General features: G+C 34.3%; 18 protein-coding genes. 3 read left to right on the forward strand and 15 right to left on the reverse strand.

The window, feature by feature from the left end:
- Positions 1-35: 35 nt before the first annotated feature.
- The 15 genes from hisB to SIB89_RS01995 form a co-directional block, all read right to left on the reverse strand.
- On the reverse strand, positions 36-1,169 hold the full coding sequence (gene hisB, locus SIB89_RS01925) for a bifunctional histidinol-phosphatase/imidazoleglycerol-phosphate dehydratase HisB (RefSeq protein WP_412560938.1): 1,134 nt from the start codon (positions 1,167-1,169) through the stop codon (positions 36-38).
- Positions 1,166-2,212 (reverse strand): histidinol-phosphate transaminase, encoded by a 1,047-nt coding sequence (hisC, locus tag SIB89_RS01930; protein WP_412560939.1) that lies wholly within the window; start codon positions 2,210-2,212, stop codon positions 1,166-1,168. Before hisC ends, hisB begins: the two co-directional genes overlap by 4 nt.
- A 67-nt stretch (positions 2,213-2,279) precedes the next feature.
- Entirely contained in the window at positions 2,280-3,569 is a 1,290-nt protein-coding gene (gene hisD / locus SIB89_RS01935; RefSeq protein ID WP_412560940.1) for a histidinol dehydrogenase, read from the reverse strand.
- 1 nt (position 3,570) lies between these two features.
- Complete coding sequence (gene hisG / locus SIB89_RS01940) at positions 3,571-4,428, reverse strand: ATP phosphoribosyltransferase (protein WP_412560941.1); 858 nt, start codon at positions 4,426-4,428, stop codon at positions 3,571-3,573.
- Between the two features lie 268 nt (positions 4,429-4,696).
- Positions 4,697-5,512 (reverse strand): prohibitin family protein, encoded by an 816-nt coding sequence (locus SIB89_RS01945; protein WP_155087451.1) that lies wholly within the window; start codon positions 5,510-5,512, stop codon positions 4,697-4,699.
- A gap of 10 nt (positions 5,513-5,522) precedes the next feature.
- Entirely contained in the window at positions 5,523-7,556 is a 2,034-nt protein-coding gene (locus SIB89_RS01950; RefSeq protein ID WP_412560942.1) for a VWA domain-containing protein, read from the reverse strand.
- 73 nt (positions 7,557-7,629) lie between these two features.
- Positions 7,630-8,376: a 3-oxoacyl-[acyl-carrier-protein] reductase gene (gene fabG, locus SIB89_RS01955; RefSeq protein WP_412560943.1), complete on the reverse strand. Its 747-nt coding sequence runs from the start codon at positions 8,374-8,376 to the stop codon at positions 7,630-7,632.
- Between the two features lie 220 nt (positions 8,377-8,596).
- Complete coding sequence (sucD, locus tag SIB89_RS01960) at positions 8,597-9,469, reverse strand: succinate--CoA ligase subunit alpha (RefSeq protein ID WP_412560944.1); 873 nt, start codon at positions 9,467-9,469, stop codon at positions 8,597-8,599.
- 78 nt (positions 9,470-9,547) lie between these two features.
- Positions 9,548-9,958, reverse strand: a complete 411-nt coding sequence (locus tag SIB89_RS01965) for a nuclear transport factor 2 family protein (RefSeq protein ID WP_273290356.1) — start codon at positions 9,956-9,958, stop codon at positions 9,548-9,550.
- On the reverse strand, positions 9,959-10,894 hold the full coding sequence (locus tag SIB89_RS01970) for a UDP-3-O-(3-hydroxymyristoyl)glucosamine N-acyltransferase (protein WP_412560945.1): 936 nt from the start codon (positions 10,892-10,894) through the stop codon (positions 9,959-9,961).
- A gap of 37 nt (positions 10,895-10,931) precedes the next feature.
- Positions 10,932-11,498 carry an elongation factor P gene (gene efp / locus SIB89_RS01975; protein WP_155087445.1) on the reverse strand — a complete coding sequence of 189 codons (567 nt, stop codon included), beginning with the start codon at positions 11,496-11,498 and terminating at the stop codon, positions 10,932-10,934.
- A gap of 108 nt (positions 11,499-11,606) precedes the next feature.
- Positions 11,607-12,392 carry an acyl-ACP--UDP-N-acetylglucosamine O-acyltransferase gene (gene lpxA / locus SIB89_RS01980; protein WP_155087444.1) on the reverse strand — a complete coding sequence of 262 codons (786 nt, stop codon included), beginning with the start codon at positions 12,390-12,392 and terminating at the stop codon, positions 11,607-11,609.
- Positions 12,393-12,394: 2 nt separating this feature from the next.
- Positions 12,395-13,801: a bifunctional UDP-3-O-[3-hydroxymyristoyl] N-acetylglucosamine deacetylase/3-hydroxyacyl-ACP dehydratase gene (locus SIB89_RS01985; protein ID WP_412560946.1), complete on the reverse strand. Its 1,407-nt coding sequence runs from the start codon at positions 13,799-13,801 to the stop codon at positions 12,395-12,397.
- On the reverse strand, positions 13,788-14,816 hold the full coding sequence (gene lpxD / locus SIB89_RS01990; protein ID WP_412560947.1) for a UDP-3-O-(3-hydroxymyristoyl)glucosamine N-acyltransferase: 1,029 nt from the start codon (positions 14,814-14,816) through the stop codon (positions 13,788-13,790). Before lpxD ends, SIB89_RS01985 begins: the two co-directional genes overlap by 14 nt.
- 141 nt (positions 14,817-14,957) lie before the next feature.
- On the reverse strand, positions 14,958-16,187 hold the full coding sequence (locus SIB89_RS01995; protein WP_412560948.1) for an HD domain-containing protein: 1,230 nt from the start codon (positions 16,185-16,187) through the stop codon (positions 14,958-14,960).
- Between the two features lie 34 nt (positions 16,188-16,221).
- On the opposite strand from SIB89_RS01995, the gene SIB89_RS02000 reads away from it, so the two are divergent.
- The 3 genes from SIB89_RS02000 to SIB89_RS02010 all read left to right on the forward strand — a co-directional run bounded on the left by SIB89_RS02000 (position 16,222) and on the right by SIB89_RS02010 (position 19,412).
- Positions 16,222-17,775 (forward strand): PglZ domain-containing protein, encoded by a 1,554-nt coding sequence (locus SIB89_RS02000; protein ID WP_412560949.1) that lies wholly within the window; start codon positions 16,222-16,224, stop codon positions 17,773-17,775.
- A 373-nt stretch (positions 17,776-18,148) separates the two neighbouring features.
- A complete protein-coding gene (gene tsaE, locus SIB89_RS02005) occupies positions 18,149-18,619 on the forward strand; it encodes a tRNA (adenosine(37)-N6)-threonylcarbamoyltransferase complex ATPase subunit type 1 TsaE (protein ID WP_412560950.1) in 471 nt (156 codons plus the stop codon).
- A gap of 238 nt (positions 18,620-18,857) precedes the next feature.
- Positions 18,858-19,412: a hypothetical protein gene (locus tag SIB89_RS02010; protein ID WP_412560951.1), complete on the forward strand. Its 555-nt coding sequence runs from the start codon at positions 18,858-18,860 to the stop codon at positions 19,410-19,412.
- The last annotated feature ends 103 nt before the right edge of the window (positions 19,413-19,515 follow it).

A 19,515-nucleotide genomic window follows, 5' to 3' on the forward strand; every position in this document is an offset into this window, starting at 1 on the left:
AATTATTTGAAATTTGTTATTTACAAAAGGTGTTTTTACAATACACCTTTTGTTGATGGTAAAATCATTTTTTCTACATCGCGTTTTACCGCCATTTTTATTGCTTTTGCAAAGGCTTTAAAAATTGCTTCAATTTTATGATGTTCATTTGTGCCTTCAGCTTTGATATTTAAATTGCACTTTGCACCATCCGTAAAGGACTTAAAGAAATGATAAAACATTTCCGTTGGCATTTTACCAATCATTTCGCGTTTAAAATCTGCTTCCCAAACCAACCAATTTCTCCCACCAAAATCAATTGCTACCTGTGCTAAGCAATCATCCATGGGTAAACAGAAACCATAGCGCTCTATACCCAACTTGTTTCCTAGTGTGGTTGCGAACACTTCACCTAAAGCTATGGCTGTATCTTCAATAGTATGATGTTCGTCGACCTCTAAATCTCCATCAACTTTAATGTTTAAATCAATCTGTCCATGCCGTGCGATTTGGTCTAGCATGTGATCGAAAAATGCAATTCCGGTATCGATTTTGCTTTTTCCAATGCCGTCTAGATTTAAATCAATTTTAATTTTGGTTTCATTGGTGTTTCGTTCTATACTTCCAATGCGTTCGGTAGATTTTAAGAACTCATATATTTGTTCCCAGTCGTTGGTTTCTAAAGCAATATAGTTTTCTAATTCCTTATTGCTAACAGTGACTTCATCTGTTCCCAGGTTGGTGTTATCATTTATGAATATCCCTTTTGATCCTAAGTTTTTAGCCAACTCTACATCTGTAAGCCGATCACCAATAACAAATGAATTGGCTAAATCATAGTCATAGGAAAAATATTTGGTTAACAACCCTGTATTAGGTTTGCGAGTTGGTGCATTATCTTTTGCGAATGTTCTGTCGATAAATTGCTCTTTAAATACAACACCTTCTTGTTCAAAGGATTTTAAAATGAAATTATGAACTGGCCAAAAAGTGTCTTCAGGATATACCTCTGTGCCCAAACCATCTTGATTGGTAATCATTACGATTTCAAAATTCAATTCCTTTGCAATTTTACTTAAGTATTGAAATACTTTAGGGTAGAATTCCAACTTTTCAAACGAATCGATTTGTTCGTCAGCTGGCTCTTTTATTAGAGTTCCGTCTCTGTCTATGAATAATACAGGCTTCATGATAGTTGGTTTAATGTCTTAATTAATATATTGTTTTCTTCTTCGGTACCAATAGTGAATCTTAGACAGTTCTCACATAATGGTTGTGTTGTTCTATTTCTTACTACAATGCCTTTTTCAATCAATTGATTATAACGCAAGTTGGCATTATCTACTTTGACTAAAATGAAATTAGCATCTGAAGGATATATATTTTTAATGACTGATATTTCTGATAATTGTGTTACAAGTAGTTTCCGTTCATTCAATATAGAATTTACTTCTTTATTTACTTCATCTAAACTTGTTAATCTTTCTAAAGCCTTATCTTGAGTTAATTGATTGACATTATAAGGTGGCTTTATTTTATTTAAAACTGAAATAATTTCTACTGAAGCGTAGCATATTCCTAATCGTATACCTGCTAAACCATAGGCTTTTGACAAGGTTTGTGTTACAATAAGATTTGGAAATTCATCTAATCGACACAACCAACTCTCTTGGTTCGAAAAATCGATATAGGCTTCATCTATAACTACTAATCCATTAAATCCTTCAATTAATTCTTCAACCTTACTAGCATTAAAACTATTAGCTGTAGGATTATTAGGCGAGCATAAAAATAGAAGTTTTGAATTGCTGTTTTGAACAGATAGGATTTCTGAAACCTTAGGTTCAAAATTGTCATCTAATTCTTTAGAAATAACATCCACAGCATTTAAATCCGCCAATACAGAATACATTCCATAGGTTGGTGGCAATGTGATAACGTTGTCTTGCTTTGGTTCACAAAACGCTCTAAACAATAAATCCAATACTTCATCGCTTCCATTTCCTAATAATATTTGAGATGGATTTACCCCTTTAATTTCTGCTAAACGCTTCTTAACTTTCGATTGTTGTGGGTCTGGATACCTGTTGACATTTGTCTGAAACGGATTCTCATTGGCATCAATAAAAACCATATCTGCAGTTGCTTCCTTATACTCATCGCGAGCAGAAGAATAAGGTTTAATGTTTTTTATATTTTCTCTAATGAGATTATTTAAATTGAAATCTTTCATTTTATAAATTCTCGATACAATTTCTCTACCGAAAGCATTCGTTTTCGAAAATCACTCAAAGTGAGGTTTATTTATTCTTTAAATCATTCAGTCTTAAGGTTACGGCATTCTTGTGTGCATGCAATCCTTCGGCTTCAGCCATTAATTCTATTGCTTTACCTATATTCTGAATTCCATCTTTTGATATTCTTTGAAAGGTCACACTCTTTTGAAAACTATCCAAGTTGACACCTGAATAGGCTTTTGAGAACCCATTGGTTGGTAAGGTGTGATTGGTACCTGAGGCATAATCACCAGCACTTTCTGGTGTGTAGTTTCCAATAAATACAGAACCTGCATTAATTATATTATCAACAAAAAAGTTATTATTCTTTGTTGAAATGATCAAGTGTTCTGGCCCATACTCATTCACAAATTCTAAGGCAGTATCAACATCTTCAATTAAAAATGATCTTGAATTTTGTAATGCCTCTTCAGCAATAGCTTTTCTTGGCAGCTGCTTAAGTTGCTCTTCAATTTCTTTGTTAATTTCCTCTATTATTTTTTTTGAATCCGATACCAAAATAACCTGGCTATCAGTGCCATGTTCTGCCTGACTCAATAAATCTGAAGCCACATAAGCCGGATTTGCAGAATCATCTGCCAAAACCAATAATTCGCTTGGACCAGCAGGCATATCTATCGCTACACCATATTTAGTCGCCAACTGCTTTGCCACAGTTACATATTGATTTCCTGGACCGAATATTTTATAGACTTGCGGAATACTTTCGGTTCCAAAAGTTAAACCTGCAATAGCTTGTATGCCACCAACCTTTATAATTTTTGTAACACCACAAAGTTGGGCTGCATATAAAATCTCATCAGCCAATTTGCCGTTTTTGTTCGGTGGAGAACATAACACTATCTCTTTACAACCTGCGATATTCGCTGGAATGGCCAACATTAAAACGGTTGAAAATAAAGGTGCCGTTCCGCCAGGAATATACAAACCAACTTTTTGAATTGGTCGTTTTTCCTGCCAGCACTCCACTCCATTCATAGTTTCAACACAAACCTTATCTGTTTTTTGTGCTTTGTGAAATTTCTCAATATTGGTTTTTGCTAATTGTATAGCTTCCTTTAAATTATTAGAAACTGATTTTACGGCTTCGATAATTTCAGCTTTGCTAACGACCTGAGATTCTAATTTTACTCCATCAAATTTTGAGGTGAATTTACCTATAGCATTATCACCACTTTTGCGGACATCCGTAAAAACTTCATTCACCGTTTTTTCAATATCGTCAACAGTCTGTGTAGGACGCTTTAGAATCTCTGACCAATTCTCTTTATTTGGATTTTCTATCAACTTCATATTACAAAACCATATTCTCAATTGGACAAACTAAAATTCCCTCAGCGCCATTTGCCTTTAATTCATCAATCACATTCCAAAAATCATTTTTATTGATAACGGAGTGTACTGAGCTCCAACCTTCTGTAGCCAATGGCAATACTGTTGGACTCTTCATGCCTGGTAGCAGATTTATAATGTCATTTAACTTCTCGTTAGGTGCATTCAAAAGCACATATTTGCTTTCTCTTCCCTTTATAACAGACTGTAATCTAAATTGAATTTTGTCTATTAAATTTTGATTCTCATTAGATATTCTAGGAGACGTTGCCAAAACCGCTTCAGATTTTAATAGTACTTCAATCTCTTTAAGTCCGTTTTTGAATAAAGTACTTCCACTGGATACGATATCACAAATACCATCTGCCAGCCCAATATTGGGTGCAATCTCAACAGAGCCATTAATGATGTGCAGATTAGCCTTTACACCGTTTTTATCTAAAAATTGATTTACTGTATTTGGATACGACGTTGCAATACGCTTTCCGTCTAAATCCTTCAAACTTTTGGCATTTGAAGATTTAGGAACAGCAATGGATACTTTACATTTTGAAAACCCTAAACGTTCTATAATAGAAATATCATCACCTTTTTCTACCAAAACATTTTCTCCAATAATTGCTGCATCCACTACTCCATCTCTTAAGTATTGTGGTATATCACCATTTCTTAGATAAAAAACTTCCAAAGGAAAGTTACGTGCAGAAGCTTTTAGCTGATCTTTTCCATTATCAACGGAAATTCCTATTTCTTTTAAAATTTTCATGGAATCATCGTGAAGACGACCCGATTTTTGAACTGCAATTTTTAATTTATTCATTTTTAATTTTAGTATAGTCTAAGAATTCATGAGTATTTTAGAACTAAAAAACCCGCTTGAATTCTCAAACGGGTTATTAAAATATATGTTGATTTTATTCAATACATTTTCACCTCGCTTGAGCGATTATATGAAAATGATGATGTAATTGAATAAGTGCCATATTTCGTTTTGTTGCTACAAATATTGCTAAATAAAATTTATTAATCCTAATAAAAAATGATAGAAATTAAATTTTTAGCAAATATTTAATATTTCAAAAGGTAATTTATTGATTTCCTAAAATGATTGGCATTCCGCTTTCACCTGAGCCAATGATAACCACTTTACTATTTGGTGACTCTGCCAATCTGTTAGTAGCATCTATACCTTTATCTTGCAAAATCTTATCAGTTAATGAAGCGCTTAAAATTCTATTGGCATCAGCTTTACCCTGAGCTTCAATTCTAACTTTCTGAGCTTCTTTTTCTGCTGTAACCAGTCTAAATTCATACTCTAGCGACTCTTGCTCTTGCTTTAATTTGCGTTCAATAGCCTGTTTGATTGTAGGCGGTAGTGTTACATCTCTCACTAAAATTTCGTCTAAAACAATGTACTGTCCGTCAACAATTTTTTTGGTCTCCTCAAAAATTTCTTTTTGAATTGCATCTCGTTTACTTGAATACAATTGTTCAGGTGTATAGCGACCGACCACACTTCTCGCTGCTGATCGAATTGTAGGTAGAATAATTCGCTGTAAATAATTTTCACCTATTTCTTGGTGCAATCTTCCAAGATTTTTCTCATCTGGCTGGTACCAAGCCGAAGCATCTAATTGAATATCTAATCCATTAGAAGATAACACCTTCATTTTTTCAAAGATTTCCTGTCTTCTTGTTTCATAAACAAAAACCTTATTCCAAGGTGCAACAATATGAAATCCCTCTCCCATTGGTGGCTCGTCTATTACAACACCTTCACCGAAAGTCCTAAAAAGCACTCCTGCTTCACCAGAGTCTATAGTGACTGCTGACTTAGCTATGACTATTATTATTACTATGATTCCGATTAAAATCGGTAATCCAATTTTTGGTAATTTTTCCATTATAGTTATTTTAAATTAATCCGTTATATTTTCTAATAAACCACTCAATAAACAAGCTCAATGCTATTAATGCGAGTAGATATTTCCAATCTATCAAAGGTACGATATTTTTAGTGCTTTTTTGAATGGTTGCATACCTATTATCTGAAAGTAAATCTGTTATTAAACCATTAATATCAGTACTGAAAAATGCTTTTCCGGAGCTGGCATTTGCCAGTGACTCAAGCTTATCAATATCTGCATTTAAGAACTGTTGCTCTACGTTATATTCCAAAACCTCAAAACTACCTGAAGCAGAAACAGATTCAGTATTGTGTTTTATGGTGAAATCGTAAGCGCCAGATTCAATACCGCTTAGGTCCACTCTGTAGTTTCCGTCATTTAATAATAGTGGTACTTCCCGAACGCTATCATCAGTTTTATTCTTTATCACTATTGTTAGCGCTGCACTGTTATCGAACTCAAAATTTTTATTAAAGTATTGTGCAGATATAATAACATCGTCATTTCCGTTGTAAAATGATTTATAGTCAATGTTGATTCGGTTACGTTTCTTATTTAAACCTAAATATTGAATCAGTTTACCAATAAAATTATCAAAATCATTAAAGCTTTCAGAGTTTAGATAAGCCTGTGAACGCCACCTCCAGATACCTTCTCCAGCTAATAAAGCATGTTTAGTGTTATCTACTTCAAAAGTTGACAACATTGGTTGAGAAGTATCTATAGCATTAACTGATTTAGTAAGAATAACATCATGTGCCACCAAGAATTCAAGGTTTCCAAATTCTGATTTCAACGGTGGAAAGTCATCAAAAGTTAGATTGTCAATGATAAATGTGCTATAATTTCTATTTAAGTTGGGCTGAAAATCTTCTGTTTGATTGGTAATGGTTTGTTTAAAAAAGGTTTGAGAATTATTTAACAAACTCCAGTTGGTTGTTGTTCCTGTAACAATAAAAGAATTCAATTTTTGCTTAGTAATCTCGCTTAAAACAGAATTAAAGCTATTATTTGGTTGATATAAAATAACTAGCTGAAAATCATTGATTGTACTCAAATAATCTTTTGGTTTTAAAATTGAAACACTGCGCTGTTCATTGCTTTCTATAGATTTTTTTAAAGTACCTAAGTCTGGATGCAGTCTATCGTAGACTAGAGCAATATTTGTTTTTTGATCAATGACTTCTACACCAAAATTCTTTGAGTTATTAATCGTGTTCTTTTCATTAGTAAGTGGAGTCAGCTCTACACGATATGTTTTTACGCCTACACTACTTGCATTTAAAGTTGTAGAAATGATTTCTGAAGTCTTATTCTCATTAAACTGTATCGATTTTCTGAATACAACGGAATTACCTGACCACATTTTAAGTTCCGTGTTAACGGTTTCGGAGCCATTATACTTTACTATAATTTCTACAGGAAATTGATTTTTTAAATAGACATAACGGTTAACATTAAGCTGCTTAATATTTAAATCGGAATACACAGTTGAATCACCTAAAACCGTAGGATATATGGGCTGTTTTACGGATTTTGAAATGTAACTATAATCAGCACCAAAGGTTTGATTACCATCGCTTAATAAAACTATAGGAGCGGTTTGATTGGCATAAACTTCGCCGAATTGTTTTAAGGCTTCTGAAATATTGGACTGACGCTCATTAAAATTTAAACTATCCAAGCTATTGACCTCCTTTCCGAAGCTGTATTTTTGAATATTAAAACGCTCGTTTAATTCTGAATTATTATCAATCGTTTCTAATACTGAATTCACGTTATCAGTTTGTTCTAAATACGAAACAGATTCAGAATTATCCACAGCTACGACCAAGGTCGGTTTTTCATCATAATAAGTATTGGATTCAAACTTTGGATTGATAAGCAATAGCAATATCCCAAAGATTGCGATTGTTCTAAGTACGGTTAGACTATATTTTAAGTTAGGTTTAACTTTCGATTTATACATATACTGAAACAGCGCTAATAAAAGCGCTGCTACTCCAGCAATAATAATATATACAATCGTTTCTGTTTGCATTAATTGATTTTAGATTTACGATTTATGATTTACGATTTGGTTTACTCGACAATCAAAAATCTAAAACCGTAAATTATGTAAGCATTCCACCATCCACGTTCAAGGTCTGACCAGTAACATAAGCACTTAAGTCACTTGCCAAATAAACACAGGCGTTGGCAATATCTTCAGGAGTACCACCACGTTTTAATGGAATGGCATTTCTCCAACCTTTTACGGTTTCTTCATCGAGTTTTGCAGTCATTTCGGTTTCAATAAAACCAGGAGCAATCACGTTGCTTCTAATATTTCTAGAACCAAGCTCTAGTGCCACGGATTTTGAAAAACCGATGATACCAGCTTTTGATGCTGCATAATTAGTTTGGCCTGCATTACCTTTTACTCCGACAACAGAACTCATATTAATGATTGAACCTTTACGCTGTTTTAGCATAGTGCGCTGTACGGCCTTGGTCATGTTGAATACAGACTTTAGGTTCACTTCTATCACCTTATCAAAATCCTCTTCTCCCATTCGCATCAACAAGTTATCTTTAGTAATACCAGCATTATTAACTAGAACATCAATAGAGCCAAATTCTGCTAAAACATCTTCAGCCAATTGCTGAGCTTCATCAAAACTAGCTGCATTACTTTGGTAACCTTTAGCTTTAATACCTTTGTCGTTGAGTTCTTTTTCTAATTCGTTTGCCGCTTCTACAGATGAGCTGTACGTAAAGGCTACATTAGCTCCATGATCTGCAAAAACTTCAGCTATACCTTTTCCAATGCCACGACTGGCACCTGTTATGATTGCGGTTTTTCCTTCTAATAGTTTCATAATATTTTGGTTAGATTCTGTCATATTGAGCGTAGTCGAGATGTTTTGAAATTATATTTAAATAGGTTTCGACTGCGCTCAACCCGACATTGGATTTTCTTTTAATAATCTACATTCAAATATACCAAATACAAGTTGCAAGAAATAAAAAAACCTCACAAGATTTTGTAAGGTTTTTAACAGTTTATACTGAACAAGTTTCAGTATGTCTTTTATAAGTTTAGCCTAATACTTCAGCTACTTTCTTTCCTATTTCAGCAGGTGAATCTACAACATGAATTCCGCATTCTCTCATAATTATCTTTTTAGCCTGTGCTGTATCATCACTTCCGCCAACGATTGCACCAGCGTGTCCCATTGTACGACCAGCAGGAGCCGTTTCACCAGCGATAAATCCTACGATAGGCTTTTTACTTCCACTTTCCTTATACCAGTTTGCAGCATCAGCCTCTAACTGACCACCAATCTCACCGATCATAACCACAGCTTCAGTTTCAGAATCATTAATTAATAACTCCACAGCTTCTTTGGTTGTTGTTCCGATGATTGGGTCACCACCAATACCAATCGCTGTTGTAATCCCTAAGCCTTGCTTTACTACTTGATCAGCAGCTTCATAAGTTAAGGTACCGGATTTAGATACAATACCAACTTTACCCTGCTTAAACACAAAGCCTGGCATAATACCAACTTTAGCTTCACCTGGTGTAATAACACCTGGACAGTTAGGCCCTACCAAACGGCAGTCTCTGCCTTTTATGTAATCAGCCGCTTTAATCATATCTGCAACAGGAATTCCTTCGGTTATGGTTATAATCACTTTAATTCCAGCATCAGCAGCTTCCATAATAGCATCTGCAGCAAATGCAGGTGGAACGAAAATAATCGTAGTGTCAGCACCAACTTTTTCTACAGCCTCTGCAACTGTATTAAATACGGGTTTGTCTAAATGGGTTTGCCCACCTTTTCCTGGTGTTACACCACCAACAACATTAGTACCATATTCAATCATTTGTTCGGCATGGAATGTACCTTCACTTCCTGTAAATCCTTGTACAATGATTTTAGAATTCTTGTTAACTAAAACGCTCATTAGATATTATTGTTTAAAGTTTTGAGTATTATTTGTTGTGCAAAAATAAGAGTTTTGATATTTAAACTCGTGCACTTTCTATATTTTTCTTTCTGAATAGGAAGCCATACTTTGAGCATTATCCTCATTTGCTAACTGGCTTATTTCGTAGGCTCTAAAAAGTTTTCCGTCCTTAATTTCCCAAATTGTTGAAAAGCGCGCCAATACAATTTCAGTATCAGGGTTTTCAATAGTATGGGCAAATAAGGTGTGTCTTGTAACTACTGTTGATTCTATTTCTAATACATGCGTAAATTCAAATCGAATACTATTATAAGATTGTCTTGTACCTCCAAAAAAATCTAGAAGATCATCATATTTTAGCAGCATAAATCCTTGACTACTGCTCCAATGCAGCTCACAGTCTTTGTGAAAAAATTTTGGAACAACGCTTGAGTCGTTTGCCAAATCTGAATTGTAAAATGCTAAAACAATTTCTTTTGGTGACATTTATAAATCTTTTAATTTTTTAAGTATCTCTGGAATTTTTCTTATTGAGGCAATCTCTTTGTATTTTGATCTAAAGTCATCAGCAGGGATACCAAAATAACTTTTGTTACCTTCTAATGATTTGCTCACACCTGCCTTGGCAGATATAACCGCCTTTTTGCCGATAGTCACACCACTTGTTATCCCTACTTGTCCCCAAATCGTTACTTCGTCTTCAATAATTGTACATCCAGCAATCCCAACTTGAGAAGCAATTAGACATTTTTCACCAATTACTGTATCGTGTCCAATCTGTACTTGGTTATCAATTTTTGCTCCTTTTTTTATAGTTGTATCACCTGTTACACCTCTATCTATGGTGCATGCTGCACCAATATCTACATTATCCTCAATAATAACACGGCCACCAGATTTTAACTGATCATAACCTTCTGGTCTGTTTTTGTAATAAAATGCACTAGCACCCAAAACAGTTCCTGCATGAATTGTAACATTATTTCCTATGACGGTATCATCATAGATACTGACGTTAGAATGAATAACACAGTTCTTACCAATTACAACATTATTACCAATAAAACAGTTGGGTTGAATCACAGTGCCCTCACCAATTATTGCATCTGATGCAACAGCTATATTTGATGATTTAAAAGGTTTGAAATGTTCTGTTAGTTTGTTGAAATCTCGGAAAGGATCATCGGAAATTAAAAGCGCTTTTCCTTCTGGGCAATCTACTTCTTTATTTATTAAAACTATAGTTGCTGCAGACTCAAGAGCTTTATCATAATATTTTGGATGGTCAACAAAAACGATATCACCAGGCTCTACAACATGGATTTCGTTCATACCCAAAACAGGAAAGTCGTCTGCACCAACATATTTCGTTGAAATGAGGTTTGCTATTTCTTTTAAGGTGTGTTGTTTTGGAAATTTCATAATAAAATGCTCATTTCGAGAGCCTCAATGACCATTATTATTCCTTTATACGTTCTTTGTAAGTCCCCTTTTCTGTTTCAATTTTAATCTTGTCGCCTTCGTTTATAAACAATGGCACATTTACTTCTGCACCAGTTTCAACCTTTGCAGGCTTGGTGGCATTTGTAGCCGTATTGCCTTTAACGCCCGGTTCTGTATGGGTTACTTCCAATATGACCGTTGCTGGCATTTCTACAGACAAAGGCATATTGTCTTCGGTATTGATTTGAATGGTAACTATTTCTCCTTCTTTCATTAAATCTGGTCGGTCTAAAGCAGACTCCAGTAATCGGATTTGTGTGTAATCAGCTTCATTCATAAAATGATAGAATTCTCCGTCGGTATACAAATACTGAAACTTATGCGTTTCTACCCTTACATCATCAATCTTATGTCCTGCCGAAAAGGTATTGTCTAATACTTTCCCTGTTGTAACACTTTTTAGTTTCGTTCTTACAAACGCTGGCCCTTTGCCTGGTTTTACATGAAGAAATTCTATGATTTTATAAATATCGTTGTTATATCTAATGCATAATCCATTTCTGATATCTGATGTACTTGCCATAATGTTGTTTAGTCGTTTATCCTATCCTAAATCCTTTCCAAAGGAAAGGACTTCTGATTTGGAATTTAATTAATTTGTCTTTAATGATGTTGTTTTCAACCTCTAAGATCAATTTGATTTAAAGTAGCCTTTCATAATTCCTCTGTGCGAATTCTTAATAAATTGAAGAATTTCATCACGCTCCGGTGTAGCTTCCATTTCGGCTTCAATAATTTCTGAAGCCTGTGTATTATTATAATTTTTTTGATATAGTATTCTGAATATATTCTGTATTTCCCTTATTTTTTCAGTAGTGAACCCTCTTCGGCGCAAACCAACAGAGTTAATACCTACGTAGGATAATGGTTCTCTTGCAGCTTTTACAAAAGGTGGCACATCTTTACGAACCAAAGAACCGCCAGTTACAAAGGCATGGTTTCCTATAGAACAAAATTGGTGTACAGCAGTCATACCTGCCAACACCACATAATCACCTACAGTAATGTGTCCTGCTAGCGTACTGTTGTTTGAAAAAATACAATTATCGCCAACAATACAGTCGTGAGCAATATGGCAGTAGGCCATGATTAGACAATTGTTGCCAATAACAGTTTTCATTTTATCCGTTGTACCTCTGTTTATGGTAACACATTCTCTGATGGTAACGTTGTCTCCTATTTCTACCGTAGTATCCTCATCATTATATTTTAAATCTTGTGGTACTGCTGAGATCACTGATCCAGGAAAGATATTACAATTTTTACCTATACGCGCACCTTCCATAATGGTAACGTTGCTTCCTATCCAAGTACCTTCTCCAATTATTACATTGTTGTGAATTGTAGTAAAAGGCTCTATTACGACATTCTTAGCAATTTTTGCTCCAGGATGTACGTATGCTAGTGGTTGGTTCATTTTTACTTAACTTTTGAAATTTGAGCCATCAATTCGGCTTCTGCACACAATTTACCATTGGCATAAGCATAACCTTGCATATGACATATACCTCTTCTTATTGGTGTGATTAATGAGCATTTAAATATTAAGGTATCACCAGGAACAACTTTTTGCTTAAACTTAACGTTGTCCATTTTCATGAAAAAGGTTAAGTAATTTTCTGGGTCTGGCACTGTGCTAAGTACAAGAATACCTCCTGTTTGTGCCATCGCCTCAATAATTAAAACGCCTGGCATTACTGGTGCTCCTGGAAAATGTCCCTTGAAAAATTCTTCGTTCATGGTGACATTTTTTAACCCTATTACGTGATTATCAGTCAACTCATAAACTTTATCCAATAATAAAAACGGCTGTCTGTGCGGCAACATATTCATAATTTGATTGACATCCATTAAAGGAGGTGAATTCAAATCTACCTGAGGTACGTTGTTACGTCTTTCGTTCTTAATAATCTTTGACATTTTCTTGGCAAACTGAGTATTGACAAAATGCCCAGGTTTATTTGCAATGACCTTACCTCTAATACGTGTGCCTATTAGTGCCAAATCGCCAACAACATCCAATAGTTTATGACGTGCAGCTTCATTAGGATGGTGCAAGGTTAAATTGTCTAATATACCGTTTGGTTTAACAGCAATATTATCTTTATTAAACGCTACTCTTAGCTTTTCCATGGTTTCTGGAGATAACTCCTTATCCACATAAACAATGGCATTATTAAGATCACCACCTTTTATTAAACCGTTTTCGAGAAGCATTTCAATTTCGTGCAAAAAACTAAATGTTCTAGCTTCTGCAATTTCTTCTTTAAAGTCTGATACCGAATTCATTGTAGCATTCTGAGTACCCAATACTTTGGTTCCAAAATCTACCATAGTTGTGACTTGGTAAGAGTTTGAAGGCATTAGGATAATTTCGCTCCCAGAGTTTTCATCAGTATAGGAAATCACTTCCTTAACAACATATTCTTCCCTTACAGCATCTTGCTCAACAATTCCGGCTTTCTCTAGTGCTTCTACAAAAAACTTTGAAGATCCATCCATGATTGGTGGCTCTGAGGCATTTAGTTCTATAACAGCATTGTCAATATCTTGACCTACTAGAGCCGCAAGGACATGTTCACATGTTTGAATAGTTACACCGTTTTTCTCTAAACATGTACCACGTTGGGTATTTGTAACATAATTAGCATCGGCTTCAATTTTAGGGTTACCTTCTAGGTCTACACGTTCAAATAGGAAACCTGTGTTTTCTGCTCCTGGTTTAAAAACCAATGTTACATCAGCACCTGTGTGAAGTCCTACTCCTTTTAGAGTAACTTCTTTTTCAATGGTCTTTTGCTTTGTTTCAGTTTTAATTATAGCCATCTACTTTCTTTTCAATCTCATTTATATTTTTAACAATCTTAGGTAGGTTTTTAAAGTACACATAAGACTTATTATAGTCACCATAAGTCAATGCAGGTGAGCCCTGTAGCACTTCATTGTCCTTAACATGTCTCCCTATCCCAGACTGTGCTTGTATCTTAACATTATTACCAATAGTAATATGACCAACAATACCTACTTGCCCACCAATTTGGCAGTTTTCACCAATTTTGGTAGAACCAGCAATACCTGTCTGGGCAGCAATAACCGTGTTTTTTCCAATTTCTACATTATGGGCAATCTGTATCTGGTTATCTAATTTTACACCTCGTCTAATAACAGTTGAGCCCAAAGTTGCTCTATCTATTGTAGTGCCTGCACCAATATCTACAAAATCCTCTAAAATTACATTACCAATTTGTGGTACTTTAGAATACTCTCCTTTTTCATTTGGTGCAAAACCAAAACCGTCTGCTCCAATAATGGCACCAGAATTAATGACACAGTTATTACCAATTACGCAATCGGAATAAATTTTACCACCAGAAAACACTATAGTATTATCGCCAATACTTACATTATCGCCTACATAAGAATTTGGAAAAATCTTAACATTATCACCAATCTTCACATTATCACCTATGTAGGTGAATGCACCTATGTATATATCATTTCCTATTTTAGCAGAATCTGAAACAAAACTTGGTTGCTCCACTCCAGATTTGTTGAGTTTAATCTGGTTATAATATTCTAGCAACTTAGTAAATGCACCATAAGCATCTTCTACCTTAATTAAGGTAGTACTTAATTCTTCCTCTGGTTCAAAATCTGAATTAACAATTGTAATAGACGCTTGGGTCGTATAGATATGAGATTTATACTTTGGATTTGCTAAAAAAGTCAATGAACCCTTACTTCCCTCTTCAATCTTGGCAAGTTTAGAAACTTCTATATTAGGATCACCTATAACTGTACCTTCTAAAATGCCTGCGATTTGTTCTGCTGTGAATTTCATGTGTTTAAATCTATTGTTTTTCAACGGTCACATGGAACATTCCACATTATTGTTAGCATTAATAATATTTTCTAAATACAAATGTTTCAACTAATTGGGTTTAAGGTTATGGTTGCTATCCGCAAAAATAGAAAAAATACATCACATTTTCTTCTTAGGATAACACATATAATATTTAGTCACAGGTTTACTCAAAGCTTTTAGGTTTAATTGGTCAGAAGCTTTTACAATATCCTTTATTTTCCCAGACTTTAGCAAAATATTGATATGCTGTTTTTTATTCTGATAAGCAATGTTGGTGATCTCGCCACTAAACACAAAATAATCTGCCTGAACTTTTGATATATTGTACTTCTCCATTAATGCGTTTGAATGCGCAACGAGATCCGAAGTTTTAATAGGGTTTTTCTTTATCTTAATCTTTAGCAAATCCCTGTTTATAATCATTTCGCACAAATTTCTGAGCACAAAATCCTCATTATATTGCCATTCTTTCATCGCAGCAACGATGTCATAGTCGTCTAGCTTAGCGAAAATATCGAGGGCTTCGAATTTAAAACTTTTAAAGTTTATTTCCGAGCTTAGAAAATAGAATAATGGTTCACTACAGTTTAGCTTAACTCCTTCTTGAACCAATTCTTTGGCGCGTTTTAAAATTCGAGTAAGTAATTGCTCCGCAACTAAGCCTGTTTTGTGCAGGTAAACTTGCCAGTACATAAAACGTCTTGCCACAAGGAATTTCTCGACACTATAGATTCCTTTTTCCTCTACAACCAATTGATCGTCAACCACATTGAGCATGGTAATTAAACGCTCACTATTAATATTACCTTCAGCAACACCAGTATAGAAACTATCGCGTTTTAAATAATCTGCCCTATCCATATCCAATTGACTAGATATGAGCTCACACATAAATTTTCTTGGGTACTCACCCTTAAAGATTGAAATGGCTAACGTTAAACTTCCGTTAAACTCTTTATTGAGTTCTTCCATAAAACGCAGCGAAATTTCTTCATGAGAAATGTCATTTACAAGACCATGTTCCATGGCATGTGAGAATGGACCATGACCAATATCATGCAACAAAATGGCAATTAACAAACCGTTTTCTTCGTCTTTAGAAATCGTAACTTCCTTAAAACGAAGCACATTGATAGCTTTTTGCATTAAGTGCATACTTCCCAGTGCATGGTGAAAACGTGTATGGTGAGCACCTGGATATACCAAATACGACAAGCCCATTTGCGTAATTCTTCGCAGTCTTTGAAAATATTTATGCTGAATAAGGTCGAAAATTAACGAATTTGGAATGGTAATAAATCCGTAAATTGGATCGTTAAAGATTTTAAGTTTATTATTAGACTTCAAACTGAAAAATTCACTAATTAGAAAACAAATATACATGAACAACATAAATATTCTCTGGGTTGACGATGAAATTGATTTATTAAAACCACATATTCTTTTTTTAGAACAGAAACAATACAAGGTAACTCCCTGCCAAAGCGGTACTGAAGCACTAGAGATTATCAATGACACTAATTTTGATATCGTGTTCTTGGACGAAAATATGCCAGGTCTTACTGGCCTTGAAACATTAAATGAAATTAAAGAACGTCGTGCCAACCTTCCGGTTGTAATGATTACCAAAAGTGAAGAGGAATATATTATGGAAGAAGCTATTGGTAACAAGATTGCCGATTACTTGATAAAACCTGTAAACCCTAATCAGATTTTATTAAGCTTGAAGAAGAATCTGGACCACTCACGTTTGGTTTCAGAAAAAACCACTTCTAACTATCAACAGGAATTTAGAAAAATTGCCATGGATTTATCTATGGTAAATTCTTATGAAGAATGGGCGGATTTGTATCAAAAGCTTATTTATTGGGAACTTCAACTAGAAGATATCGAAGATGTTGGCATGACCGACATTCTGGAGTCCCAAAAAACAGAAGCCAATTTACAGTTTGGAAAATTTATAGAGAAAAATTATCAAGACTGGTTTCAACCCAATGCAGATGCACCAGTAATGTCGCACACGTTGTTTAAAGATAAAGTAGTGCCAGAACTCAGTGATAAGCAACCAACACTTTTAGTGGTAATAGATAATTTGCGTTATGATCAATGGAAGGCTTTTGAGCCGACTGTAAATAATTATTATAAAAAGGCTTCAGAGTTATCCTTCTACAGTATTCTACCAACAGCAACACAATATGCTCGAAATGCTATATTCTCTGGATTGATGCCTTCAGATATGGAAAAACTATTTCCTAAATATTGGAAAAACGATACGGATGAAGGCGGTAAAAATATGCATGAAGATGATTTTCTAAGAGAACAACTAAAACGCTTGGGACTCAACCATATTAAATATGAGTATCACAAAATTACAAATCTTAAATCTGGTAAAAGATTAGTTGAGAATTTTAAAACCTTAAAAGATAATGACTTAAATGTTATCGTCTATAATTTTGTGGATATGCTCTCCCACTCCAAAACCGAAATGGAGGTGGTTAAAGAATTAGCTTCCAATGATAAGGCCTATAGATCCTTAACCCAAAGTTGGTTTAAGAATTCACCCTTATTGGAAATGATTCAACTATCACAGCAACTCGGTTTTAAATTGATATTGACCACAGACCATGGCACCATAAACGTAAAAGCACCATCTAAAGTTATTGGAGATAGAGATACAAGTTTAAATTTGCGCTATAAAACTGGGCGAAGCCTAACCTACCAAGATAAAGATGTTTTGGCGGTAAAAGATCCAAAGTCTGTGCATTTACCAGCACTAACTATGAGTAGCTCTTTCATTTTTGCAAAAGGAGACTTGTTTTTGGCTTATCCAAATAACTTTAATCACTACGTAAGCTATTACAGAAACACCTATCAGCATGGTGGTGTTTCCTTAGAGGAAATGATTATTCCTTTTGTGGTTATGGACCCGAAATGATAGCAAATAGTTTTCTTGTTATGCTGAACTTGGTTCAGTATCTCATTAAAGTTAAAATTTAGTAATCCATGGTGCATTATGAACATTTCCTTGATTTTTGCCCTATCCCTGAAGGGAATATCGATGAAATTTCAAGTTCATCCTTTAGGACAAGAGGTCAAAAGCTTGAAATTTCAATTGTTTTTAACGGAATTTCCTCATAAAGCACAACGGGTTTTAGTAAGACCCTAAATTTGTTTCAGGATAACAGATGATTCAAATTTTATATATTAAATCATCCGTTAAAGGCATAAAAATCCGACGAAATACACTTTTTCCTAGGGTATTCCATTTTTTATTGCTAACATTGTGGTCTATAATACAATAGATTTTAGTGAATACCATTGAGCTTACATACCATTTAAAGGATATAGATGCCATTGCCGCTAGTATCTTGGAACATTTAAAATCCAAGACCATCTTGTTTAATGGTACAATGGGTTCTGGTAAGACTACGTTTATTAATGCCATGCTCAAAGCTATGGGTAGTGATGATTTAGCCACAAGCCCTACATTTTCTATTATAAATGAATACAACATACCTAATGATAAAGTTTATCATTTTGATTTTTACAGAATAGAATCTTTGGACGAAGCTTATAACTTTGGTATTGAAGACTATTTAGCTAGTGACCATTGGTTGTTTTTAGAATGGCCAGAGCGTATTGAAGAATTATTACCAGAAGATGCTCAAAACATTACTATAACTAGTATAGATGATAATATTAGATCCCTCAAATTAACTATAGATAATAAACTTTTAACCGAACATAATGCTATGACAGAAACAGAAATTTTAGACTAAAATTTCACCTACATTCTACCGAAAGAGTACTGCAGTTACGGGAAAACCGTAACTAAAAACTCAATATTTATTGGATTTTAACACAATTTGATTTTTACAGACGCTGTATGCACTATACATTTGTAGTAATTAATTAATTAAATCCCTTAAATTATGAAAGCTAAAAAACTAGTACTAGCAATTGCGATCTTCGGAGGAATGTTATTTACTGTACAAGCAACTAACATTATTGACCTCGATGGACAAACTACAACACAAGTTGACGGAAAAAAACTTAAGCCGCCAACTCACGGATAAGAAATCTTACAACAGAAAAATTCTAATTGGGAGTATCATAGCAACTATAGTTGCGGGTACTCCCTTTTTATTTTATTTATATGAGTATGTCCCTGATGCACAGGAATGGGACACTTTCTTATTTAATTATAAAAGTAATTATTACGAAAGTGCAAATGTTGCAGCCTGGATATTCATGATGAAGTTAATACCACTGATATTATCTCTTCTTTGGTTTTTTACTTGTAAGCACTGGTGGTATCATAGCTTAATTATTCCTATAGCAATGTTTTCTTTCCAATTAATAAGCTTTCTTTCCCTTGACAATGAACCAATTGATGAATTTCATATCATATATCTTTTGCCTATAATGGCGATAATTTTCCCTTCCATCTATCTAGTCAGAGCTAAAATGTTTAATAAAATAAACGATGCCGATAAGACTATGGAAGAACTTGAGGAAGAGTTTATGATCAAACCTAAAGGTATTTGGGACAAGGTGAAACAATATTTTTAAACCACCTTATTTTATACATTAAGATATTATTCGTAATTTGAAGTTAGATTAATTTGTTACTGAGCTTGATGGTGTTTTTACTATCTTGCAATAACTATATCAA

It is taken from the genome of Winogradskyella sp. MIT101101, from assembly GCF_047126865.1.
GTDB lineage: Bacteria > Bacteroidota > Bacteroidia > Flavobacteriales > Flavobacteriaceae > Winogradskyella > Winogradskyella ouciana.